Genomic DNA, 23,206 nt, shown 5'->3' with positions numbered 1-23,206 from the left:
GACGACGCGTCGATGCCGGCGGCTGTACGCCGTCCAGATCACCGCTCGCTGCCGTTTTTTTGGACGTAGGTGTAGATCTCGTCCATCTCGATGACGTCGGCTACCCCGGTGTCGACCGGAGCGGCATGTGCCAGCTTCTCTTGCAGCGTCGCATGCTCCTTGCGGATCCATTTGAGGACCCCCGCCGGCGATGCTCCCAGCACCCGGCCGATCGCCCGGATGCCCATGCCATTCATGTACATCTCGATCGCCAGGGCTTTCGTCTCGGCACTGAACCTGGGCTGGCTGTCGGTGCAGTATCGACCGCAGGCCCGGCACACATAGCGCTGATTNCATGTACATCTCGATCGCCAGGGCTTTCGTCTCGGCACTGAACCTGGGCTGGCTGTCGGTGCAGTATCGACCGCAGGCCCGGCACACATAGCGCTGATGGCCCGACCTGCGGCCCCGCTTGATCAGGTCGGTCCCCTCGCACGCTGGACAACGCATCCTATCCTCCCCGTCCCAAATCAAAGGAACACAGAAGAATCCAAAACGCGCCTCGTGTAAACAGTCCCGTCCCCTCGCACGCTGGACAACGCATCCTATCCTCCCCGTCCCAAATCAAAGGAACACAGAAGAATCCAAAACGCGCCTCGTGTAAACAGTCCCGCCTACGCGGGGGTACATTGATTTTGTAGTTGGATCTGAAACTTTCACAGAGCTCTCGCCATCGCCGGGAAAGAGCTGCGAACGGCAAGAACGGCACCACACGCGACGATACCCGCCGACCGGCATATGGTATCGAACCACCAATGATCGACAAACGCGCCTTCCTGATCCCCGCCCTCCTGCTGACGGCATGCGATCGGCGACCCGACCCCGACGTCCTTGCCAATGTCGAAGCCGGGCAGCGCGCCGCTGCGGCGGATGCCGGCCGTATCGACTGCGCCACCGGCGATGCGCCGATCGCAGCCGCCTGCACGATCGAACGGACCGCCGACGGCACCGACACCATCCTGACGCTGCGCCAGTCCGATGGCGGCTTCCACCGGCTGCGCATCACCCGCGACGGCCGCGGCGTCGTCGCGGCGGACGGCGCGGAGGCGGCGCGGGTGACCGTCATCGGTAACGACCGGATCGAAGTCGCGATCGGCGACGCGCGGTATCGCCTGCCCGCCACGGTCGGCCCGGTCACGCGATGACGCTGTCGCCCGCCGACGCCCCGATCCTTCGCGCCGCCGAGATGCGCGCAGCGGAGAAAGCCGCTTTCGCTACCGGCGTTTCGCAGGACACGCTGATGGAGCGCGCCGGCACTGCCGTCGCGCAACAGGTCCGCCGGATCACCTTCGGTCGGCCGATTCTTGTGCTGGCAGGCCCCGGTAACAATGGCGGCGATGCATTTGTTGTTGCACGGCTTCTACAGCAATGGGGGTATGACGTCACGGTCGCGGCACTCCCTGCCAAGCCAAGTGGCGCAGCCGCCCGGATGGCGGCTGCATGGACCGGTCCGATCCGATCGATCGAGGACGCCGAACCCCGACCGATCCTTGTCGATGGCCTGTTCGGCACCGGAGTCACCCGCCCGCTCGACCCGCAGCTGGCCGACCGCCTCGCCACGCTGTCCGACCATGCCTTCGTCGTCGCGATCGACCTGCCGAGCGGAGTCGACAGCGATGCCGAACACGCCTTTGCAGGTGCCGGTCGTGCCGACCTGACCGTGGCGCTGGGGGCGCTGAAACCCGCGCACGGGACCGGCCCCGATGCCGGCCGCGTGGGGCATGTCGTGCTGGCCGACCTCGGCATCCCGATCCCCGCCACCGTCCGGACGATCCGCCGCCCGAAGATCGATCCGCCCGCGCGCGCCACCCACAAATACAGCCGCGGCCTGATCGCCGTCCTCGGCGGTGCCATGCCGGGGGCCGCCCGCCTCGCCGCCCGCGCCGCGCTGTCGGCTGGTGCCGGCTATGTCGTATTGACCGGCGACGCTGCGGGGCAGGGCGGTCCCGACGCGCTGGTCCGCCGCGATGACCCGCCGGCGCTGCTGACCGACGAGCGACTGGCGGCGGTGCTGGTGGGGCCGGGCCTCGGTCGCGACGATCGTGCCCGCGCCCTGCTCGATGCGGCGCTCGCCACCCACGCCCCGCTGGTGATTGACGGTGACGCGATCTCGTTGCTCGGCGCGGCTGGCGTTGCGCGGATCGCCGCCCGCACCGCTCCGACATGGCTGACCCCGCACGAAGGCGAATTCGCCCGCATGTTTCCGGCAAAGGGCGGGAACAAGATCGACCGCACCCGCCACGCTGCGCTACAGGCGCGCGCGACCATCGTTCATAAAGGCCCCGATACCGTGATCGCTTGCCCGCAAGGCACCGCCATTCTGGCCACCCATGCCCCGTCGTGGCTGTCGACCGCCGGCACCGGCGATGTGCTGGCCGGCACGCTCGCCGCGCGCCTGCGACCCGGCGGGACTACCGCTGCCGAACAGGCGGTGTGGCTGCATGGCCGTGCCGCCCGGCTCGCCGACCCGGCGTTCGTCGCCGACGCACTGATCGATCATCTGGGACAGGCGATCGCCGAATGCCGCTGACCGATGACGACATGATTGTCCGCGTCGCGGCGCGGGGCGAGGGGGTGACCGGCGATGGCTGTCACGTGCCCTTCGCCGCGCCCGGCGACCGGCTGCTCGGCGATGGATCGATCGCGCCGGGGCCGCATCACGCCGAACCGCCCTGCCGCCATTTCCCGACCTGTGGCGGGTGTCAGCTCCAGCATCTCGACCTCGACTCCGAAGTCCATTTCGTCGCCGACCGGGTGGCCGGGGCGCTTGCCGCACAGTCGCTGGCCGCCACCGTTCGTCCCGCGATCCTGTCGGCGCCGAAGACCCGCCGGCGCGCGACGCTCCACGCCGATCGGCGCGGCAAGCAGGTGACGCTCGGCTTCACCGAAGCGGGCAGCCATCGCATCGTCGATATCCGCGAATGCCATGTGCTGCTGCCCGAACTGTTCGACGCGATCGGCCCGCTGCGCCGGCTGCTCGCCATCGCGCTCAAAGACCGCTCGCGCGCCGACGTGCATCTGGCGCGCGTCGATCAGGGCGTCGACGTGCTCATCATCGGCAAGGTCGCCGAGGGGCTGGCCGCCGCCGAAGCGCTGACGATCTTTGCGCAGGAACAGGGGCTGGCCCGGCTGTCGATCGACGACGGCATGGGGGCGGAGGCGCGCTGGGAGCCGGAGCCGGTCACGGTGACGCTGGGCGGCGTGGCCGTATCGTTCCCGCCGGGCAGTTTCCTGCAAGCGACCGGCGATGGCGAGGCGGCGCTGATCGCAGCGGTCGACGATGCGGTCGCCGATGCGGGGATCGTCGCCGATCTCTTCGCCGGTCTCGGCACCTTCACCCTGTCGCGCGGTGCCAAGGTCCGCACCTATGCGGCGGAGGCGGGGCGGGAAGCGATCATGGCGCTGAAGCTCGCCGCCGCCCGCGCCGGCCGGTCGGTCGTCGCCGACCATCGCGACCTGTTTCGTCGCCCGTTGACGGCCGCCGAACTCGATCGCTTCGACGCGGTCATCCTCGACCCGCCGCGCGCTGGCGCACGCGAACAGGCGCTGGCGCTGGCCGAGGCGAAGGTGCAGATCATCGCCTATGTTTCCTGCAATCCCAGCAGCTTCGCGCGTGATGCTAAGACGCTGGTTCAGGCCGGATACCGCATCGATTGGGTACAGCCGGTCGGGCAATTCCGCTGGTCGACCCATGTCGAACTGGTCGCGCGGCTGGTGCGCTGACTTTCCTACACGCCCCGAACCTGCCATCCGAAATCGGTGGCAGGCGATGGGCCAAACCGGCCATCGCACGAATGGCGCACGAGTGTGACCTTTGTGACCTTTGACCTTCAGCCGGGGTAATCGGCACCCACGAAATACAGCCCGTCGGGCGGCGCATTCAGCCACAGCGCCGACCGGTCGCGCGCCGCGAGGATGTCGGCCAGATCGTCGGGCGCCTTCTTCCCCTGTCCGACCATCGCCAGACAGCCGACCATCGATCGTACCTGATGATGCAGGAACGACCGCGCGGCGGCATGGATCGCGATCCGCTCGCCGTCGCGGGTCACTTCCAGCCGATCGAGTGTCCGAAGCGGGCTGTCCGCCTGACAATGCGCCGATCGAAACGTCGTGAAGTCATGCCGCCCGACCAGCCGCGCCGCCGCCGCCGCCATCGCCGCCGCATCCAGTTCCTGCGGCACGCGCCACGCCAGCCCCAGTTCATGCGTCAGCGGTGCCCGCCGGCAGACGATGCGATAGACATAGGCGCGCTGGATGCACGAGAACCGCGCATGCCAGTCGTCGGCGACCGCCCGACAATCGAGGATCGCCACCGGATCGGGACGCAACCGCGCGTTCAGCGCCTCCATTAACCGGAACGGGGCCAGCGGCTTGGCGACATCGACATGCGCCCGCATCGCGGTGGCATGGACTCCGGCATCGGTCCGCCCGGCGGCATGGACGGCGGCGGTCTCGCCGGTCACCTCGAACAGCGCGCGTTCGATCGAACCCTGTACGCTCGCGCCCTCGGACTGACGCTGCCACCCGACGAACGGCCGCCCGTCATATTCGACCGTCAGGGCAAAGCGGGTCATGCCAGCCGCGTACCCTCGGGAATCGCAAAGCCGCGCAGCAACTCGGCGGGGGTCATCGCGCCCCGCCCGGCCCGCTGGACCAGTATCGGCCGCAACGCGCCCTCGGCACAGGCGATGGTCAGTGCCGCGTCGACCACCGTCCCCGGCGCGCCCGCCGCATCAACGACCTCCGCCGCCAGCACCCGCACCCGCTCGCCGTTCAGTTCGAAGAACGCGCCCGGTGCCGGATTGAAGGCCCGCACCTGCCGCTCGGCCTCCACCGCACTCCCGTCGAAGCGCAACCGCGCCTCGCTCTTGTCGATCTTGGCGGCATGGGTCACGCCGTCGCCGGCCTGTTCGACCGGCGGATAGGCGTCGGGATCGGCCAATACCGCCAGCATCAGCCGCGCGCCCATCGCGCTCAATTCCTCGGCCAGTTCGCCGGCCGTCTTGCCATCGACCGGCGTCCGCCCCTCCAGCCGCACCGGCCCGGTATCCATCCCCGCCGCCATCTGCATGATGCCGACGCCCGTCTCCTCGTCCCCGGCGAGAATGGCCCGCTGGATCGGTGCCGCCCCCCGCCAGCGCGGCAACAGCGAGCCATGCACGTTCAGGCATCCCAGCCGTGGCGCATCCAGCACCACCCGCGGCAACAGCAACCCATAAGCCGCCACCACCGCCACGTCGGCATTCAGCGCGGCAAACGCCGCCTGCACCGCCGGATCGCGCAACGTCTCCGGCGTCCGCACCGCGATCCCCAGCGTTTCGGCCAGCCGATGGACGGGGGAGGGGGTCAGCGCCTTGCCGCGCCCGGCGCGACGCGGCGGCTGGCTATAGGCCGCGACGATCTCATGCCCGGCATCGACCAGCGCCTGAAAGATCGGCACCGCAAAATCGGGCGTGCCCATGAAGATGATCCGCATGGCCCCTCTCGACACCGTGGCGTCCGCGCGCGCAACCCCCTATCTTGGGTGCGATGGCCTCTCCCGAAATCGACGCGCTGACGCAGGCGCTCTCCCGCCTTCCCGGCCTTGGCCCGCGTTCGGCACGCCGCGCGGTGCTGCATCTGGTCAAGAAGCGCGAGACCGCGCTCGACCCGCTGCTGGTCGCGCTCGACCGGGTGGCGCGCAATCTCGCGACCTGCTCGACCTGCGGCAATGTCGACACCACCGATCCCTGCGGCATCTGTACCGATCCGCGCCGCGACGATCGCTCGCTGTGCGTGGTCGAGGAGGTCGCCGACCTGTGGGCGCTCGACCGGGCGCGGCTGTTCCCCGGCCGCTTCCATGTGCTCGGTGGACGGCTGTCGGCGCTGGAGGGCATGCGCCCCGACGACCTCGCGATCGATTCGCTGGTCGCCCGCGTCGCGGCGGGCGGCATCGACGAGGTCGTGCTGGCGATGAACGCCACGCTGGAGGGGCAGACCACCGCCCATTACATCGCCGAGCGGATCGAGAAATATCCGGTCCGCCTGACCCAGCTTGCGCACGGCCTGCCGGTCGGCGGCGAGCTCGACTATCTCGACGAAGGTACGCTGGCGCAGGCGCTCCGGGCACGACGCCCGGTCGCTTGACCGCCGGAAATATGCTACCTAGCTAGCCGCTATGGCCATTCTTCCGATCATCGAAATCCCCGATCCCCGCCTCCGCCTCATCTCCGAACCGGTTGAGGGCGTGACCGACGAGGTGAAGACGCTCATCGCCGACATGTTCGAGACGATGTACGACGCCCCCGGCATTGGCCTCGCCGCGATCCAGGTCGCGGTGCCCAAGCGCGTGCTGGTCATCGACCTGCAGGACGAGGAAGACGAAGAGGGCAAGCCGATCAAGGCACCCAGGGCGTTCGTGAACCCGATAGTCGAGGAAGAGTCGGAAGAGCTGTCGACCTATCAGGAAGGCTGCCTTTCGATCCCCGAACAATATGCCGATGTCGTCCGCCCGGCGCGCTGCCGCGTGACATGGCTGGATGAGAAGGGCGAGCAGCATGACGAATGGCTCGACGGGCTGATGGCGACCTGTCTTCAGCACGAAATGGATCACCTGAACGGCGTGCTGTTCATCGACCATCTGTCGCGACTGAAGCGCGACATGGTCATCAAGAAGCTGAACAAGGCGCGCAAGGCGGCGTAAGCGACGAACCGATCCCCGTTCGCCTTGTCCGGCGGGCGGGGCACGGGTAAGTTCCGGGTCCGTTCCTCCCGGAGTATCGCATGGACCCGCTCGTCATCGTCATCGTCGCCGCCGTCCTGCTTGCGGGGTTGGCGATCGGCTGGCTGATGGGCAGCCGACAGGTACAGTCGCTGCGAGAGGAGCGCGACAAGCGCGAGGGCGATTTCAAACAGGCGATCGCCGATCTGGCACTGGCCAGCGAGCGCGCGAAGGAAGTCCCTTCACTCTGCGAGGAACTGGTCGAACTCCGCGCCGATCGCGACGCGTTGCGGCTCGAACATGCTGCGCTCAAAGCCAATGCCGCGGCGTTCGAGGAACGGCTGGCCGAGTTCAAGGACGCGCGCGAGGCGATGGCATCGCAATTCCGCGAAACCGCGCAGGTCATGCTCGACGGTGCCCAGAAATCCTTCCTGCACCGCGCGCAGGAACGCTTCGCGCAGGCCGGCGACACCAACGAGATGAAGCTGAAGGCGCTGCTCGCCCCGGTCGAGGCGACGCTGAAACGCTACGAAGCCAGCATCGGCAAGGTCGAGAGCGAGCGGCAGGAAGCCTATGGCACGTTGAAGGGCCTGATGGACGCGATGCGTATCGGTCAGGAATCGGTGAAGAGCGAAGCGGCCAAGCTGGTCAACGCGCTCCGTTCCGCGCCGAAGGCCCGCGGCCGCTGGGGCGAACAGCAGCTGCGCAACGTGCTGGAAACCTGCGGGCTTGCCGAACATACCGATTTCCAGATGGAGGTTTCGGTCGATCACGGCGACGGGCGGCTGCGCCCCGACGCGATCGTCAAGGTACCCGGCGGCAAGAGCCTGGTCATCGACGCCAAGGTCTCGCTCAACGCCTATCAGGACGCGCATGGTGCGGTCGATGAGGTCGAGCGCGCCGCCTTCATGACCGCGCACGTCGCGTCGATGAAGAACCACGTCAACGCGCTGGGGGCCAAGAGCTATCAGTCGCAGTTCGAGGATACGCCCGACTATGTCGTGATGTTCGTGCCGGGCGAGCATTTCCTTGCCGCCGCGCTCGAACATGCGCCCGACCTGTGGGACTATGCCTTCGACCGCCGCGTGCTGATCGCGACGCCGACCAATCTGATCGCCATCGCCCGCACCGTCGCGGCGGTCTGGCGACAGGAGAAGCTGGCGGGCGAGGCGCGGCAGATCGGCCAGCTTGGCCGCGAACTCCACGCCCGGCTGGCGAAGATGGGCGATCACGTCGCGAAGCTCGGCAAGAACCTCGAAGGGGCGAACACCGCCTATAACGCGTTCGTCGGCAGCCTCGAATCGCAGGTGATGACCTCGGCCAAGCGGTTCGAAACGCTGAACATCGATACCGGCGGCAAGTCGATCGATCCGCTACCGGTCGTCGAACAATCGCCGCGTCCGCTGACGAAACTCGCGGTGGCGATCGCAGCAGCCGAGGAAAGTCAGGACTTCGCGGTCGAAGGCTGACCTGTCCTCTTCCACGTCACCCCGGGCTCGACCCGGGGTCCCGCTTCGTCTCTCCAACCGCGACACAAAAGCGCGACCCCGGATAGAGGCGAGACCTTTGCGAAAGTTTCTGGACCGTACCCCGGCGCAGGCCGGGGCCCAGTTGGGGGACGTTGGTGATCTACGGAAAAACCTTTCCAACTGGACCCCGGCCGTCGCCGGGGTACGGCTCGGCCGTGGGCAAGCTTGGGACGTTCGCAGCGGCTACGATCAAGTCCGGGGTGACGGTTCAGACAACCGCGCCAAACCTCAATTAACCTCGCCCAGCACCAGCCCCATCGTCACCGCGACGATTCGCGCAGCCATCATCGCGCAGAGCCGGTGTGGATCGTCGCGCGCCGGCACATATTCGGCCAGCACCAGCCCGGCGATCTTGCCCTTTTCAGCCAGCGCCCGCAGCAGCAGCACGACCGCCTCATAGCGCAGCCCGCCCGGCGTTGGCATCGCCACGGCCGGAAACACCGCCGGGTCGATCCCGTCGCAATCGATCGCGACCAGATACCGCCCGCCCGCCGGCACCGCGTCGATCGCCGCGTCGATGCCGCCACGGATCAGGTCATAGGCGGTGACGATCCGGCTGCCCCAGCCCCGCGCATCCTCGATCTGCCAAGCGCCGCCGCTGCCCAGACCGCGCACGCCGACCTGCACCATGCCCGTGACATGCGGCATCTCCGCCAGCCGCCGCATCGGCGACCCATAGCCGAGCGTCTGCCCCCGGATATCGTCGCCCCAATCGACATGTGCATCGATCTGCACGACGGTCAGCGGCCCATGATCGGCAAAGCCTGCCGCGAACGGGATCGGCACTGAATCGTCGCCACCCAGCACGATCGGCACCCCGCCCGCGGCCAGCACCGCGCGCGTCGTCGCCTCGATCCGCTCGCGATTGCCCGCCGCATCCTCTGGCCGGGTATCGACATCACCCAGATCGACGACGCCGCGCGCATCGGCCGGGTCGGGAAACGGCGTGAAGCCCAGATCGAAATCGATCTGCGACAATTGCCGCGCAAACCCCTGCGATGCCGCCCGGATCGCGGTGGGCGCGTCAGCCGAATGGCTCGGCTCGCCATCGTCATAGGGCGTCGCCTCGCTCGCGCCAAACAGCACGATGCTGGGTCGGTCGAGCGTGTCGAGGTCGGCGGCGGGCAGGGCGGCGAAGGTCGGACGGGTCATCCCCGCTGAATGCCTACCCCGCCCGAAAAGTTCAGGGGCGATGCTGTCCCAGCACCGTGTATGCCATCACCGCCGTCGCCACCGCTGCGTTCAGGCTGTCGGCCTTGCCCAGCATCGGGAGCTTGACCAGCAGGTCGCATTCGGCGGCCATATGGTCGGGCATCCCCTGCGCTTCGTTGCCGGTCAGCAGGAATGTAGGGTCGGGATAGGTCGCGGCGCGATAATCCTGTTCGGTATCGAGGCTGAGGCCGACCAGCGTCCCCGGACCACGGCGCAGCCAGCCTTGGAACGTCGCCCAGTCGGCCCGCGCCACCGCGACCGTGAAGATCGCCCCCATGCTCGCCCGCACCGCCTCGACCGAAAACGGGTCGACGCATTCGTCGATCAGGATCAGCCCGCCGGCACCGGTCGCATCGGCGGTGCGCAGGATCGTGCCCAGATTGCCGGGATCGCGCAGCCGTTCGGCAACCAGCCACAGCGACGCGTTGCGCCGGTCGATGCCCGAAAGCTCGGTCGAGAATTCATCATAGACGCCGACTACCGACCCCGGATTATCCTTGCCCGACAGTTTCGACAGGATATCGACCGTGGTGGCGATGGCGATGCCGCCCGACGCCTCGGTCTCGTCGATCAGCGTTTCCAGCAGCGGATGCGGCGCGTCGCTCGCGAAATAGAGTTCAGCGGGCAGCCACCCGGCCTCGCGCGCTTCGGTCAGGATGCGCAGCCCCTCGGCGAGGAAACGGCGCTGGTCGCGGCGATGGCGTTTCTCGCGCAGATTGCGCGCGGCCTTCACCATCGGGTTCGAATATGCGGTAATCTCGCGGGGCATATGCCCGACTAGCGAACCTCGCGCTCCGCGTCGATCGAATCGATGATGCGCGTGCCCGCCATGAACACCGCCATCGGGCACACCGCGAACATCAGCTTGCCTGCGATCCCCGGATACAGCTGCATATAATGAAACCCGCGCTCGACCGCGCCGACGGCAAGGCCGTAGATGACGAGGAACGCCTCGAACTTCGACTTGATCGTGAACAGGTTCTTCAGGCGGGTCAGCATGACGACACCATAGGCAAGTTACGTACCACCGACCGTTTTCCGCGGATTCCGACCGGTAACACGTAGTTAATTGTCAATTAACCCGACAAGGTCGAGCGTTTCGAGCAACACCTCCCGCGCCGCGACGATCCGGTCGATCAGCGCCGGATCGCCGATGTCGGCAGGCGCGATCCGCTCGGGCCACTGCGCCTCGACTACCGCCGCGATCCGGTCGAGCTTGGCCCCGTCGACCAGGAACCGCGGGTCGATCGTCGCCGGATCGGCCACCACGCGGAGCCGCAGGCAGGCCGGGCCACCGCCATTGGCCATTGATTCGCGGACGTCGACGACTTCCAGCCGCCGGATCGGCCCATTGCCCGCGACCATTTCCTGCAACCACGTCCATACCGGCACGTTCGCCCGCGCCTCGGCCGGCAGGATCAGCGCCATGCTGCCATCGGCCAGCGTCACCAGCTGCGCGTTGAACAGATAGGAGGTGATCGCATCGGCAAGGCTGACGCGATCGGCGGGCACCTCGACGATCTCGACCGACGGCATCGCCGCGCGCAGATCGGCGAAGAACCCGTCACGGTCGTGGAACGCCTGTTCATGCGCGAACAGCACGCGTTCGTTGGCGACCGCGACGACATCGTTGTGAAACGCCCCCGCCGCAATCGCCGCGTCCGACTGCCGCACGAAGAGGGTGCGGGCCGGATCGAGCCGATGCGCCCGCGCCACCGCCGCGCACGCTTCAAGGTGCTGCCGCGCCGGGAAGGGGCCGCCCTGTACGCCATAGACGAACACCTCGACCCCCACCGCGCCGTGCGTCTCACAGAGCCGCATATGGTTTGCCGCCCCTTCGTCGCCGAACGGCGCAGGCACCGGCCCATGCACGGCAAAGGCCGTGTCGGCGAAGGCCAGTTCCAGTTGCTTGAGTGTCGCCGGCCATTCATGGCTGCGATGCGGCATCGTCACCAGATTGGCGACGGTCAGGTGACAGCGGCCGTCCCCAGTATCGGCCGCAGGGGAGACGGTTGCGGCGTTGGCCGCCCACATCGCCGAGGCCGACAACGCCTGCGCCCGCACATGCGCTGCCGCGCCCGCATAATCGGTCGCCAGCCGCGCCAGCCAGCGCGTGTCCGGTCGCGGATGCGGCAGCAGGATGCCCTGCGTCAGCCCCAGCGCGAGGTTCGCGCGCATCTTGGCGATCCCCTGCAACGCCGCCATGCGCGGGCGTGACACCTCGCCGGCATTGCGCGTCGCCGCGAGATTGCCGTGGCTCAGCCCCGCATAGTTATGGCTGGGACCGATGATCCCGTCGAAATTGATTTCCCGCACCATCGTCGTCACCGCCCCACATGACATAGCGTGTCGCCGACTGCGACGCCCAGCGCGCGTGCCGCCTCCGCATCGATCGCGATGCCGTCGTCGCGGACCGTCACCTCGCCCAGACAGGCGCGGAAATCCGACAGCCGCCCCGTCGACAGCAACGACGGCCTGCCGCCGCGATCGTCGATCGCCACGACCTTGTCCTCGCGCCGGTTGCGGATCGTCATGATCTGGTCGGTGCGTGCGGTCATGGTCGGCCCGCCGTCGAAGATGTCGACGTAATTCTCGTAGGCGAAGCCTTCATTCTCCAGCATCCGCATCGCCGCCCGCCCGGTCGGATGGGGCAGGCCGATGACGGCGCGCGCCGCGTCGGGCAGCATCGCGATATAGACCGGATGGCGCGGCATCAGATCGGCGATGAACTGGTTGCCATGGATCGCGTTGAACTGGTCGGCATCCTGAAAGGTCATCCCGAAGAAGCGCCCGGCGACCCCGTCCCAGAATGGCGATCCACCCGCCTCATCGATGATCCCGCGCAATTCGGCCAGCACCCGGTCGGCAAAACGCCCGCGATGCCGCCCGATGAACAGGTAGCGCGACCGGGCCAGCAACAGCCCCAGTCCGCCGGCCCGCTCGCCGGGATGCAGGAACAGCCCGCCGACCTCGCTCGCTCCCTCCAGATCGTTGACCAGATTGAGGATGTCGGCCCGGAACGTCCGTCCCAGCGCCTCGCTATGCTTGGTCAGCGTCGCGACACGATAGGAATAGAAGGGCCAGCGCTGGCCGACCTTGGTAAACACCTGACACGTCCCGCGTACTTCGCCGGTGTCGATATTCTCCAGCACCAGCACGAACACCTCGTCGCGCGGCGTATCCTCCTCATGCGTGAAGGCGACGGCGCTGCGCTCCAGCCGGGTCAGCAGCGCGCTGCGATCGGGCGGCAGGTTGGTGAAACCGCCCCCGGTCAGCTTGGCCATCTCATAGAGATATTTCAGGTCGTCTTCACGTGCTGCGCGGATACGAAACGTCACAATCCCCCCTGTGCCACGATACGCGAGATGGCGACCGCCGACAGCGCGGCACGTTCGGCCAGGCTGTCGACGATCATATATTCTTGCGGGGAATGGATCGCGCCGCCGCGCACGCCCATCGTGTCGATCACGGGCACGCCCTGCGCGGCGATGTTGTTGCCGTCGCACACCCCGCCGGTGTCGCGCCAGCCGATCGGGATCGACAGGTCGCCGCCGACCGCCTGCACCAGCGCGAACAGTTTCGCCGCCCCGGCATCGATCGGCTTGGGCGGGCGGTTGAAGCTGCCGTGCACCGCGACCCCGACATCGTGGCTGGCCGCCACAGCTGTCGCGATCGCATCGATCTGCGACCGGGCGCGAGCGATCTCGTCTGTCCCATGCGGCCGGAAATTGACGCGCAGCACCGCATGGTCGGGCACGACATTGTTCGGCCCGCCGCCCTCGATCCGCGCCGGATTGACCGCCAGCCGCGGCCCTTTCACCGTATTCAGCCGCAGCGCGATATCGGCGGCGGCGACGATGGCATTGCGGCCCTCCTCTGGGTTGCGTCCGGCATGGGCGCTGCGCCCGCTGACCACGATCGAGAAATTGCCGGTCCCGCCCCGCGCGCCCGCCAGCGTCCCGTCGGGGAGAGCGGGTTCGTAGGTAAAGGCCGCGACCTTGCCCGCCGCCATCGTCTCGATCAGCCGGGCAGAGGCGAACGAGCCGGTTTCCTCATCGGAATTGATGACCACGTCGTAGCCGAAGCGATCGCCGATCCCCGCCGCCTCGACCGCCTTCAACGCGGCGAGCATCACCGACAATCCGCCCTTCATATCGGCGGCCCCCGGACCGTTCAGCGCGCCATCGGGCAGATAGCGCGCGGTCTGGAACGCGTGATCCACGTCATAGACCGTGTCCATATGCCCGGTGAACAACATCCGCAGCGGCGCATCCGGCCGCACGCGCAGCAACAGGTGGCGGCCATGGTCGATCGCGCGTACCTGCCCGTCGCTGTCGACCGTCTCGACCGGATCGGGGTCGACCATCTCGATCGCGCCGGGCAGGGCGCTGAAATCGTCGGCGAGCAGCCCGGCCATCGTCGCCAGTCCGCGAAGGTTGCGGGTGCCGCTGTTGACCGCGACCCATCGTTCGACCTGCGGCAGCATCGCCGCGCCGTCGATCATGTCCCTCAATCCGGCTTCTTCATACGTCCGATCCATGCCCCGGTGTAACCGGGATCGATGCGTTCAGAAAGCATAGACCAGAGAGGCACGCCCGGTGGTATCGGTGTTGATGCGTCCCACCGGCGGGCGGCTTTCATACTGGACGTTGTACGACAGCCGCGCCGACAGCGGACCCAGCAGCTTGGCATCGACCGCGGTCAGGCTGGTGACCGTGCTGTTCGCCGCCTGCACATAGGCGGACGTATCCTGCCGCAGCGTGAGCGCGGGCGTCATTCGCCAGTCGAAATCGACCGAGCCACGCGCCGCCAGATTGCGCTCGACATCGCCGGTCGTGAAAGAGGTATGCCGGAATGCCGGGCCGAGTTCGAGGTCGAGCGTCACCGGTCCGCGCGCGACGACGGTATAGCCCGCGCCGGTCGACGCCGAATAGCGATCGTAATAGCCGAAGAACTTGTCCGACTCATATTGCGCTGCGCCATAGATATACAGGCGGTCGTCCACCTTGTAGTTGGGTTCGAACGCGCCGAGATAATGTTCGCGCGTCGGAATGCCGTTATTTTCCTGATAATCGGCCTGTAACTTCAGCTTGTGCCGCCAGCGATAGCCCTCGCGCGACAGGTCGAGCACGGCGGTGACGCCCAGACTGTCGGAATTGCCGCTGTTGATCCAGCCGCCGACTTCCGCCCGCCCCTTGACCAGCGCGCCGAACGACGCGGTGCGCAGCCGCTTCTCGGTCTTCTCGGTGCGTTCGAACGTATAATGCGATGCCAGATCGGCGATCTTCTGCGAATGTTTCGGCGCGGCCTTGCGCGCATAGCGGACGATCGTTGCGACGTCATTGTCGTTGCCCGATGCCATCGCCTCTTCCAGCATCGTCCGGATCTCGATCGGCAGATCGGGTTCCGGCGGCGGTTCCGCGAAATACAGGCCGAGCGGCAGGAGGAGCGCGGGATTGGGCATCATCCCCCGCTATAGCCGATCGCCTGTCGGCGGGCTGAACCATTCACCCCGACTTTCGCGCGCTTCACCGATGCAGGTGATCGGCAAACGCCGCCAGCACCTGTTCGTACAGCGTCTTCTTGAACGGCACGATCATCGTCGGCAGGTCGGCCGGCTCGGCCCAGCGCCATGCGCGGAATTCGGGTTCGGGCGTGGCGATGTCGATATCGGCATCGTCGCCCTCGAACGCGAACAGGAACCAGCGTTGCCGCTGCCCGCGCCATTTCCCTTTCCAGATCCTGCCGATCATGTCGTCGGGCAGGTCGTAGAGGAATTCGCCCGGCGCTTCGGCGATCAGCCGGACCTTGTCGGGCAGGACCCCGGTTTCCTCGCGCAGTTCGCGGACCGCCGCGTCGACCGGTTCCTCGCCCTCGTCGATCCCGCCCTGCGGCATCTGCCACGCCTCCAGCGTCGAATCGAGCCGCTGGCCGACGAACACCCGACCGTCGCGGTTCAACAGCATGACGCCGGCGCAGGGGCGATAGGGGAGGGTGGTCTTGTCCATCGCCGCTTCCTATCGGCACCGTGCCGCTTTTGCGAGGACCAACGGCATCTTATCTCTGTCGCGTGATCCCCGTCGTCCATCATCCGCATTATGTCGCCGAAAGCCCGCCGGGCAGCCGCTATCGCTGGGGCAAGAACGGCCTCGTCCGCGATCTCCTGCGCGACCGGGGATCGGCGATCGACTGGCACGAACCCGAACCGATGCCGCGTCGGTGGATCGAGGCGGTGCACGACGACGATTACGTCGCCGAGGTGATCGAGGCGCGCGTGCCGCCGGCCAAGGAACGCCGCATCGGCTTTGCGGTCACCCCACCGATGGCATTGCGCGCGGTCGCGGTGCCCGGCGGGACCTATCACGCCGCGCGCGTGGCGATGGAGCGCGGCTATGCGGCCAATACCGCCGGCGGCAGCCACCACGCGCTCGCCGATACCGGGGCGGGCTATTGCGTGTTCAACGACCTCGCCATCGCCGCGAACCGGCTGGTCGACGAAGGCACCTGCGCCAAGGTGCTGGTGATCGACGTCGATGTGCATCAGGGCGACGGCACCGCCTCGCTGCTCGCCGGACGCACCGGCCTCGCGACCTATTCGATCCATGCCGAAAAGAATTTTCCGGCGCGCAAGGCCCGCTCGACGCTCGATGTCGGCCTGCCCGACGGGGTCGGCGACGACGAATATCTGGCGACGCTGGCGGCGACATTGGTTCCGCTGCTCGACAGCTTCGCGCCGTCGTTGCTGCTGTATCAGGCCGGGGTCGACCCGTTCGCCGACGACCGGCTGGGGCGGCTGTCGCTGACCCAGGCGGGCCTGAACGAACGCGACCGCTGGATCGGGCAGCTGGCGCGGGAACGCGGTCTGCCGATCGCGAGCGCGCTGGGTGGCGGTTACGGCGATCTGCTCGAAGTCGCGCAGCGCCATGTCGCGTCGATCGTCGCGGTGGCGCAGGGAACCGGGATCGTCGCGCACGCGTAACGCCTGTCGCATGACCGAACCCGTCCTTCTCTGGCTCCGCCAGGACCTCCGCCTGCGCGACCAGCCCGCGCTCGTCGCCGCCGCAGAAGCCGGCGCAGTAATCCCGGTCTATATCCTCGACGATAAGTCGCCGGGCGACTGGAAGATCGGTGGTGCGCAGCGCTGGTGGCTGCATCACAGCCTGACCGCGCTGGACGAATCGCTGAAAGCGAAGGGCTCGCGCCTGATCCTGCGCCGGGGCGAGGCCGTCGCCGAACTGCGCAAGCTGATGGAGGAAACCGGCGCGACCCACATCCATGCCATGCGCCATTACGAACCATGGTGGGTGAAGGCGCAGGAGGCGCTGGGCGACGATCTGACGCTGCACGACGGCAATCATCTCCGCCCGCCCGAAAGCGTCCGCACCGGTTCTGGTGGCATGTTCAAAATCTATTCGTCCTTCTGGAAGGCGCTGAACCAGATGCTGCCCCCGGAAGAGCCGGTGGCGATGCCGCGTACCATCCCCGCGCCCGCCAAATTGCCGAAGTCTGACAATCTCACCGACTGGGACCTGCTGCCGACCAAGCCCGACTGGTCGACCGCCTTCGCCAAGGCATGGCAGCCGGGCGAGGACGGGGCGGCAAAGGCGCTCAAGCTCTTCGCCACCCGCCTCGACGACTATGACGAGGCGCGCAACCTGCCCTCGATCGACGGCAGCTCGAACCTGTCGCCGCACCTCCACCATGGCGAAATTTCGCCACGGCAAGTCTGGGCGGCGCTCGACGGGCAGGGCGACAGCCTGACGACCTATCGCAAGGAACTGGCGTGGCGCGATTTCGCCAGCGGCGTCATCCTGTCGATGCCCGACTATGCCGACGCCAATGGCCGCCCGCGCTACGACAAGCTGACATGGCGTAGCGGCGCGGCGGCGACCCGTGACCTGAAGGCATGGCAGCAGGGCCGCACCGGTTATCCGATCGTCGATGCCGGAATGCGGCAGTTGTGGCAGATCGGCTGGATGCACAATCGCGTGCGGATGATCGCCGCGTCCTTCGTCATCAAGCATCTGCTGATCGACTGGCGCGAAGGCGAACGCTGGTATTGGAATTGTCTGGTCGATGCCGATTTCGGCAACAACGCCGTCAACTGGCAATGGGTCGCGGGCACCGGTGTCGATTCGAACATGTTCGGGCGGATCATGGCCCCGCTGACCCAGTCCGAGAAATTCGACGCCGCCGACTATATCCGCCGCTGGGTCCCCGAACTGGCCCATCTGTCGGACGCGGCGATCCACGACCCCGACGCCGCCGGATGCCGGCCAAAAGACTATCCCCCAAAGATCATCGAGCATCGCGAGGCCCGCGAACGGGCGTTGGCGGCGGCAAGCGGCGTCTGACGTCGATCAGGCCGGCGAACTCACGACCCGCACAGCTGCCGCCCCTCCGGATCTCGCAGCGCCGCCGCCTCCGAACCACTGTCACTCAACCGGTCGACCGCGAACCCGGCCAGCGACGCGCGCTGCGTGCACAGCCGCTTGCAGCCATCAGGCAGCTTGCCGGGCAGCCGGATACGGCCGCCATCATAGGCCGCCTCGAACGTACAGCCATCGCCCAGATCGGCGCGCAACGTCTCGCCCTCGCGGGTGTAACGCCCATGCCCGCTGCACCCGATGTCGTCGCCATAATCGACGAACATCCCGATGCGACTGCCAGCGATGCACAACCGGTCCCCCTCGCGCGCATACAGGCCCACCGGAGTCGCCGCCGCCGGATCGCGCACCACGCCGCGCGCGATCGCCGCCTGTTCCAGCGTCGCTTCGTCGCGATCGGGTGCCGCCCCCGGCGAACACCCCGCCAGCACCAGCGCCGCCGCCAGCCACAGTCTCACGTCGCCGGCACCAGCCGATCGCCCTCGATCCGCCGGAAAAAACAGCTGTCGGCCCCGGTATGGCACGCCGGCCCCGCCGGTTCGCACCGCAGCCACAGCGCGTCCTGATCGCAGTCGATCCGTGCCTCGACCACCCGCAATATGTTGCCCGAAGTCTCACCCTTCTTCCAAAGCCGCCTGCGACTCCGCGACCAGAAGGTCGCTTCGCCCGTCGCCAGCGTGAGGCGCAACGCTTCGTCGTTCATGAACGCGACCATCAACGGTTCGCCGCTGGCGGCGTCGACGGCGATGGCGGTCAACAGCCCATCTGCATCGAATTTCGGGTTCAGCACCAATCCGGTATCGCGATTTTCCATCGTCGCAACTCCTATCGCCGATCGCGGTTCCTCGGCAATCGACGATCAAAGGGCGACAAACCGATTTCGCCTGCCTATATGGCAGCCGCGTGACACGCTTATCCCCGGAAGGGCCTATGTTCACCACCCATCCATTCGACGACGACAAGCTGCGTGAGGAATGCGGCATCTTCGGTGTATCCGGCGCGGACGGCGCTGCGGCGCTCGTGGCGCTCGGCCTCCATGCGCTCCAGCACCGCGGTCAGGAAGCGGCCGGCATCTGCAGCTGGGATGGGGCGATGTTCCATACCCAGCGGGCACAGGGCCATGTCGCGGGCAATTTCGATCGACCCGAAATCATCGAATCGCTGCCCGGCGCCACCGCCTGCGGCCATGTCCGCTATTCGACCACCGGCGAAACGTCGAACCGCAACATTCAGCCGCTCTATGCCGAACTGGCGTCGGGCGGGTTCGCGGTGGCGCATAACGGCAATCTTTCGAATGCCATGCGGCTGCGCAAGGATCTGGTCCGCACCGGATCGATCTTCCAGTCGACCAGCGACACCGAAGTCATCATCCATCTGGTTGCCACGTCCAACTACCGGACGCTGCTCGACCGGTTCATCGACGCGCTGAAGCAGGTCGAAGGTGCCTATTCGCTGATCTGCATGACGCCCGAGGGGATGATCGCCTGCCGCGATCCGCTCGGCATCCGGCCGCTGGTGATGGGGCGTCTGGGCGACGGTGCCTATATCTTCGCCTCCGAAACCGTCGCGCTCGACGTGGTCGGCGCGGAATTCGTGCGTGAGGTCGAACCGGGCGAGCTGGTCATCGTCAAGAATGGCGAGCTGCGGTCGATCCGTCCGTTCGCGCCGCTGTCGCCGCGCCCGTGCATCTTCGAATGGGTCTATTTCTCGCGCCCCGATTCGATTTCCGAAGACCGCTCGATCTATTCGGTGCGCAAGGCGATCGGTGCCGAACTGGCACAGGAAAATTCGGTCAACGCCGATCTGGTCATCCCGGTCCCCGATTCGGGCGTTCCCGCCGCGATCGGCTATGCCCAGGCGTCGGGTATCCCGTTCGAACTGGGCATCATCCGCTCGCACTATGTCGGCCGCACCTTCATCCAGCCGGGCGACAAGGTCCGGCATCTCGGCGTGAAGCTGAAGCACAACGCCAACCGCAAGCTGATCGAGGGCAAGCGGATCATCCTGGTCGACGATTCGATCGTGCGCGGCACCACCTCGCTCAAGATCGTGCAGATGATGCGCGATGCCGGCGCGGCGGAAGTGCATATGCGCATCGCGTCGCCGCCGACCCGGCACAGCTGCTTCTACGGAGTCGACACTCCCGAACGCGCGAAGTTGCTGGCGGCTAAGTATGACCTGGGCGGCATGACCGACTATATTCAGGCCGACAGCCTCGCCTTCATCTCGATCGACGGTCTGTACCGTGCGCTCGGCGAGGCCAACCGGACCTCGGTCCGGCCGAAATATTGCGATGCCTGCTTCACCGGCGACTATCCGACGCCGCTGACCGATCAGGATGAGACCAGCTCGGTCGATCAGTTCGCGGTTCTGGCCGAACGGGTCGGATGACGGACCGTCTGAAGGGGCAGTTGGCCCTCGTCACCGGGGCCAGCCGCGGAATCGGTGCCGCGACCGCGATCGCGCTGGCGGCGGAGGGTGCGCACATCATCCTGACCGCGCGGACCACCGGCGGGCTGGAGGAGGTCGAGGACGCGATCTATGCGGCGGGTGGATCGGCGACGATCGCGCCGATCGACCTCTATGATCGCACTGCCATCCCGCAACTGGTGTCGGCGATCGCCGAACGCTGGCGCGCGCTCGACATGCTGGTGCTCAACGCCGGTGCGCTCGGCACGCTGGGGCCGGTACCGTCGTTCGACCTGAAAGAGTTCGACAAGGTGATGACCCTCAACGTCACCGCCAATGCCGCGCTGATCGCAGCCTTTTCGCCGATGCTGCGGCTGGCGCGGTCGGGCAGGGTGGTCGGCGTCACCTCGTCGGTGGGCGCTACCCCACGCGCCTATTGGGGCATGTACGGCGCGTCGAAGGCCGCGTTCGACAACATCATCGCCAGCTACGGGCTGGAAATGGCGAACATCTCGCCGGTCCGTACCGCGATCGTCGATCCCAGCGCGACCCGGACGAAGATGCGCGAGCGCGCCTATCCCGGCGAGGATCCGCAGAGCGTCAAGCCGCCCGAACGGGTCGCCGATGCGATCGTCAAGCTGATGACCGATGGCTTCGACAGCGGCACCCGCATCCGCGTCGATTGAGAACGGCGCGACCCGCTTGCCGCACATAGCTCCCCTCCCTGGAAGGGAAAGGTTGGGGGTGGGTCGGCCGGCGAGGGAACGCCACGCCCGCCTGTTCCGGATCGAAGGCGCAGTACGGTGCCGTTCGCGCAGTGTTCCCCACCCCAGCAAAAACAAATAGTTGTTCTTTGCCGGGCCCCGATCCGGCCTCGCTCGTTGTCCGGCGGCTGCGCATGCAGCTTGCCCTTCGAGGAGCCTGACCATGGCCGTTAAATTCGCCGGAACGATGAACGCGATCAATCGCGGACTGGACGATACCAAGCCCGCCAAGGGCGCGACGATGATCGAGGATTGGGAAGCCGCGCTGGCCGACGCCGACGTGTCGGGTGCCAAGGGCATCCTGCGCGACCTTGCCTCGCTGCGCAAGCAACTGGAAAAGGACGCGCCCGACAGCGACCGGGTCCACGACCTGCTCCACCGTCTGGGTGCCGCGACGACCAAGATCGCCGAAAAGGCGGACAAGTCGCAGGACAAGCTGCGCGCACTCGGCGAAGCGTTGAGCGAAGCGGGCGAGGAATCGCCTGACGAAGCCGAAGACACCGAAGCAGCCGCCGCCCCGAAGCGGGCGCGCAAGAAGGCCTGATGCAGGGGCGGCGGGTCGTTTTGGTCCGCCGCCCTTTACCCTTTCCTACCGTGTCCAGCCGAGCCTATTGTTCGGCCCTGGGCGTCATGCCCGGACGCTCTTTCTCAACCGAACCATCGCTTCGGTGGTGATGTATACCGCGAACACTGGTATCGATCGGCCCACCTCGTACCCCCGCGCAGGCGGGGGTCCAGGGTCCCACGCACTGGCCGCTGTTCGGCTTGGCTCTGGGCCCCCGCTTGCGCGGGGGTACGGCGAGAGGGAAATCGAGCACAAGATTTTTGCGACGATTTCGCACTGCTACGCTACCGTAAACGGATCAGCCCGGCACTCGCACCAGCGCCAAAACCACTGCGTGCAAATAACGCCGCAAGTGTGACCTTTGTGACCTTTGGCCGCTCAAGGCTGAACGGTCGGCGTCCACGGCCGCTCGCGAAACCACTTGGTCACGATGTATTTGGTCCCTTCGACCACCGCCATGCCTTCGTGCAGCGTCGACAGGTTCGGGCTGCCATCGGGGTTCATGTTGTTCCACGCGACCAGCATGCCCGGCCGCGGATTGAAGCGGACCCCGGCGACCGGGAACCACGTCGCGCCGCCCTGTTCGACCTCGTTCAGATAGACCATCGCCGTCCACGTCCGCTGCCCGCCCTGCACCGCCATCGGTGCCCAATAATGTTCGTTCTCGTTGAAATAGTCGGCATGCGCCCGGAATTGCTGGCCCGGCGCATAACGCTGCCCCTGCATCGTCTCGCCATATTCGGGCGGAATGCCCAGCAGGTGCGCGATGCGTTCGTCGATCGGTTGCAGGTCCGGGTGCCAGCGATCGAGATCGCAACTGTCCGACGTGCGGAAGGTCGGGTCGTTGCTGCTGGTCAGCAACGTCGACTTGCGCCGCCCGGCATCGATCGTCGCCATCAGCAGGTCGCATTCGTCCTCCGACAGGAAATCGGGGAGCGCGAACAGCACCGCCGCGTCGGTCTTGGCGCGGCGGATGCCGGGGATCGCGGCCAGCGTCGCCTCGACGCTGCGGCCCCATTCGGCACGGACGGGGGAGGGGCTACCGGCGGCTTTGCGGATCGGCGTGTTCATGGCCGTCGTTCAACCAGATAGGGCGAAAGGTGTCGAGGGGGACCGGTTAGTGGTCCGCCGGCGTCTCCATCAACTCGATTAACACCCCGCCCATGTCGCGCGGATGGACGAACACGATCAATGTCCCATGCGCCCCGATCCGTGGGCTGCCCAGCACCCGCGCGGCCCTGGCGGTCAGGTCGGCGATCGCGGCATGGATGTCGGGCACCTCGAAGCACAGATGATGCTGCCCGCCCGCCGGATTCTTGGCGAGGAACCCCGCGATCGGCGAACTGGCGTCATACGGCTCGATCAGCTCGATCTGCGTATTCGGCGCGTCGATGAAGCACACCTTCACCCCCTGCGCCGGCAGATCGAACGGCTCGCCGATGGCGTCAGCGCCCAGCAGGTCGCGATACATCGCAATCGACGTTTCGATCGACGGCGTAGCGACCCCGACATGGTTCAGACGGCCAAGGCTCACACCAAATCCTCCCCGGTACGGGGAGGGGGACCAGCGAAGCTGGTGGAGGGGGGGATCGCCGCAACGC

Annotated in this window: 25 protein-coding genes; 11 read left to right on the top strand and 14 right to left on the bottom strand. The window is 67.1% G+C overall.

Annotated features, from left to right (window positions below):
* Nucleotides 1–794: 794 nt before the first annotated feature.
* Genes ASE50_RS12440 through ASE50_RS12430 form a run of 3 tightly spaced genes read left to right on the top strand, consistent with a single transcriptional unit; the run spans nt 795 to nt 3,762 of the window.
* Nucleotides 795–1,184 (top strand): hypothetical protein, encoded by a 390-nt coding sequence (locus ASE50_RS12440; RefSeq protein ID WP_056400803.1) that lies wholly within the window; start codon nt 795–797, stop codon nt 1,182–1,184.
* Complete coding sequence (locus ASE50_RS12435) at nt 1,181–2,569, top strand: NAD(P)H-hydrate epimerase (RefSeq protein ID WP_200909530.1); 1,389 nt, start codon at nt 1,181–1,183, stop codon at nt 2,567–2,569. Before ASE50_RS12440 ends, ASE50_RS12435 begins: the two co-directional genes overlap by 4 nt.
* Nucleotides 2,560–3,762 (top strand): class I SAM-dependent RNA methyltransferase, encoded by a 1,203-nt coding sequence (locus ASE50_RS12430; protein ID WP_056400800.1) that lies wholly within the window; start codon nt 2,560–2,562, stop codon nt 3,760–3,762. Before ASE50_RS12435 ends, ASE50_RS12430 begins: the two co-directional genes overlap by 10 nt.
* A gap of 107 nt (nt 3,763–3,869) precedes the next feature.
* On the opposite strand, the gene truA is transcribed toward ASE50_RS12430, so the two are convergent.
* Both truA and fmt read right to left on the bottom strand, forming a co-directional pair.
* Entirely contained in the window at nt 3,870–4,613 is a 744-nt protein-coding gene (gene truA / locus ASE50_RS12425) for a tRNA pseudouridine(38-40) synthase TruA (protein ID WP_056400797.1), read from the bottom strand.
* Complete coding sequence (gene fmt, locus ASE50_RS12420) at nt 4,610–5,515, bottom strand: methionyl-tRNA formyltransferase (protein ID WP_056400794.1); 906 nt, start codon at nt 5,513–5,515, stop codon at nt 4,610–4,612. The genes truA and fmt overlap by 4 nt, the downstream gene beginning before the upstream one ends.
* A gap of 53 nt (nt 5,516–5,568) precedes the next feature.
* On the opposite strand from fmt, the gene recR reads away from it, so the two are divergent.
* From recR to rmuC, 3 genes are all read left to right on the top strand, one after another.
* Complete coding sequence (gene recR / locus ASE50_RS12415) at nt 5,569–6,165, top strand: recombination mediator RecR (RefSeq protein WP_056400791.1); 597 nt, start codon at nt 5,569–5,571, stop codon at nt 6,163–6,165.
* A gap of 31 nt (nt 6,166–6,196) precedes the next feature.
* Nucleotides 6,197–6,721: a peptide deformylase gene (gene def, locus ASE50_RS12410; RefSeq protein WP_056400789.1), complete on the top strand. Its 525-nt coding sequence runs from the start codon at nt 6,197–6,199 to the stop codon at nt 6,719–6,721.
* Nucleotides 6,722–6,801: 80 nt separating this feature from the next.
* Entirely contained in the window at nt 6,802–8,208 is a 1,407-nt protein-coding gene (gene rmuC, locus ASE50_RS12405) for a DNA recombination protein RmuC (protein WP_056400786.1), read from the top strand.
* Between the two features lie 288 nt (nt 8,209–8,496).
* On the opposite strand, the gene ASE50_RS12400 is transcribed toward rmuC, so the two are convergent.
* The 8 genes from ASE50_RS12400 to ASE50_RS12365 all read right to left on the bottom strand — a co-directional run bounded on the left by ASE50_RS12400 (nt 8,497) and on the right by ASE50_RS12365 (nt 15,488).
* Entirely contained in the window at nt 8,497–9,420 is a 924-nt protein-coding gene (locus ASE50_RS12400; RefSeq protein WP_056400783.1) for an arginase family protein, read from the bottom strand.
* Between the two features lie 31 nt (nt 9,421–9,451).
* Nucleotides 9,452–10,249, bottom strand: coding sequence for a TrmH family RNA methyltransferase (locus ASE50_RS12395; RefSeq protein WP_056400780.1), 798 nt, complete (start codon nt 10,247–10,249; stop codon nt 9,452–9,454).
* A gap of 8 nt (nt 10,250–10,257) precedes the next feature.
* Nucleotides 10,258–10,479, bottom strand: a complete 222-nt coding sequence (locus tag ASE50_RS12390) for a hypothetical protein (RefSeq protein ID WP_056400777.1) — start codon at nt 10,477–10,479, stop codon at nt 10,258–10,260.
* 66 nt (nt 10,480–10,545) lie between these two features.
* Nucleotides 10,546–11,799: an N-succinylarginine dihydrolase gene (locus ASE50_RS12385; RefSeq protein ID WP_056400887.1), complete on the bottom strand. Its 1,254-nt coding sequence runs from the start codon at nt 11,797–11,799 to the stop codon at nt 10,546–10,548.
* A 5-nt stretch (nt 11,800–11,804) separates the two neighbouring features.
* Nucleotides 11,805–12,818 (bottom strand): arginine N-succinyltransferase, encoded by a 1,014-nt coding sequence (locus tag ASE50_RS12380; protein WP_056400774.1) that lies wholly within the window; start codon nt 12,816–12,818, stop codon nt 11,805–11,807.
* Nucleotides 12,815–14,020 (bottom strand): hydrolase, encoded by a 1,206-nt coding sequence (locus tag ASE50_RS12375; RefSeq protein ID WP_082438994.1) that lies wholly within the window; start codon nt 14,018–14,020, stop codon nt 12,815–12,817. The genes ASE50_RS12380 and ASE50_RS12375 overlap by 4 nt, the downstream gene beginning before the upstream one ends.
* 27 nt (nt 14,021–14,047) lie before the next feature.
* The gene (locus ASE50_RS12370) at nt 14,048–14,944 is read right to left on the bottom strand and encodes a YdiY family protein (RefSeq protein ID WP_056400884.1); all 897 of its coding nucleotides are present in this window, start codon (nt 14,942–14,944) and stop codon (nt 14,048–14,050) included.
* A gap of 64 nt (nt 14,945–15,008) precedes the next feature.
* Nucleotides 15,009–15,488: an RNA pyrophosphohydrolase gene (locus ASE50_RS12365; protein WP_056400769.1), complete on the bottom strand. Its 480-nt coding sequence runs from the start codon at nt 15,486–15,488 to the stop codon at nt 15,009–15,011.
* Between the two features lie 62 nt (nt 15,489–15,550).
* On the opposite strand from ASE50_RS12365, the gene ASE50_RS12360 reads away from it, so the two are divergent.
* A complete protein-coding gene (locus ASE50_RS12360) occupies nt 15,551–16,459 on the top strand; it encodes a histone deacetylase (RefSeq protein ID WP_056400766.1) in 909 nt (302 codons plus the stop codon).
* A 10-nt stretch (nt 16,460–16,469) separates the two neighbouring features.
* Complete coding sequence (locus tag ASE50_RS12355) at nt 16,470–17,834, top strand: cryptochrome/photolyase family protein (protein ID WP_056400763.1); 1,365 nt, start codon at nt 16,470–16,472, stop codon at nt 17,832–17,834.
* A gap of 20 nt (nt 17,835–17,854) precedes the next feature.
* On the opposite strand, the gene ASE50_RS12350 is transcribed toward ASE50_RS12355, so the two are convergent.
* A complete protein-coding gene (locus tag ASE50_RS12350) occupies nt 17,855–18,325 on the bottom strand; it encodes a hypothetical protein (protein WP_056400760.1) in 471 nt (156 codons plus the stop codon).
* The gene (hisI, locus tag ASE50_RS12345) at nt 18,322–18,681 is read right to left on the bottom strand and encodes a phosphoribosyl-AMP cyclohydrolase (RefSeq protein WP_056400757.1); all 360 of its coding nucleotides are present in this window, start codon (nt 18,679–18,681) and stop codon (nt 18,322–18,324) included. The genes ASE50_RS12350 and hisI overlap by 4 nt, the downstream gene beginning before the upstream one ends.
* Before the next feature lie 116 nt (nt 18,682–18,797).
* Between hisI and purF the strand changes: the two genes are divergently transcribed.
* From purF to ASE50_RS12330, 3 genes are all read left to right on the top strand, one after another.
* Nucleotides 18,798–20,258, top strand: a complete 1,461-nt coding sequence (purF, locus tag ASE50_RS12340; protein WP_056400755.1) for an amidophosphoribosyltransferase — start codon at nt 18,798–18,800, stop codon at nt 20,256–20,258.
* Nucleotides 20,255–20,962, top strand: a complete 708-nt coding sequence (locus tag ASE50_RS12335; protein WP_056400748.1) for an SDR family NAD(P)-dependent oxidoreductase — start codon at nt 20,255–20,257, stop codon at nt 20,960–20,962. The genes purF and ASE50_RS12335 overlap by 4 nt, the downstream gene beginning before the upstream one ends.
* Before the next feature lie 241 nt (nt 20,963–21,203).
* Complete coding sequence (locus ASE50_RS12330; RefSeq protein ID WP_200909529.1) at nt 21,204–21,584, top strand: hypothetical protein; 381 nt, start codon at nt 21,204–21,206, stop codon at nt 21,582–21,584.
* A gap of 399 nt (nt 21,585–21,983) precedes the next feature.
* Here ASE50_RS12330 and ASE50_RS12325 read toward each other — a convergent pair whose 3' ends face one another.
* Both ASE50_RS12325 and mce read right to left on the bottom strand, forming a co-directional pair.
* Entirely contained in the window at nt 21,984–22,676 is a 693-nt protein-coding gene (locus ASE50_RS12325) for a prolyl hydroxylase family protein (RefSeq protein WP_056400743.1), read from the bottom strand.
* 46 nt (nt 22,677–22,722) lie between these two features.
* The gene (gene mce / locus ASE50_RS12320) at nt 22,723–23,139 is read right to left on the bottom strand and encodes a methylmalonyl-CoA epimerase (protein ID WP_056400741.1); all 417 of its coding nucleotides are present in this window, start codon (nt 23,137–23,139) and stop codon (nt 22,723–22,725) included.
* Nucleotides 23,140–23,206 lie beyond the last annotated feature (67 nt).

This window comes from Sphingomonas sp. Leaf5 (assembly GCF_001421155.1).
Lineage (GTDB): Bacteria > Pseudomonadota > Alphaproteobacteria > Sphingomonadales > Sphingomonadaceae > Sphingomonas.
The sequence above is the reverse complement of the archived record's forward strand: the minus strand, read 5'-3'. Positions and strand labels throughout refer to the sequence as shown.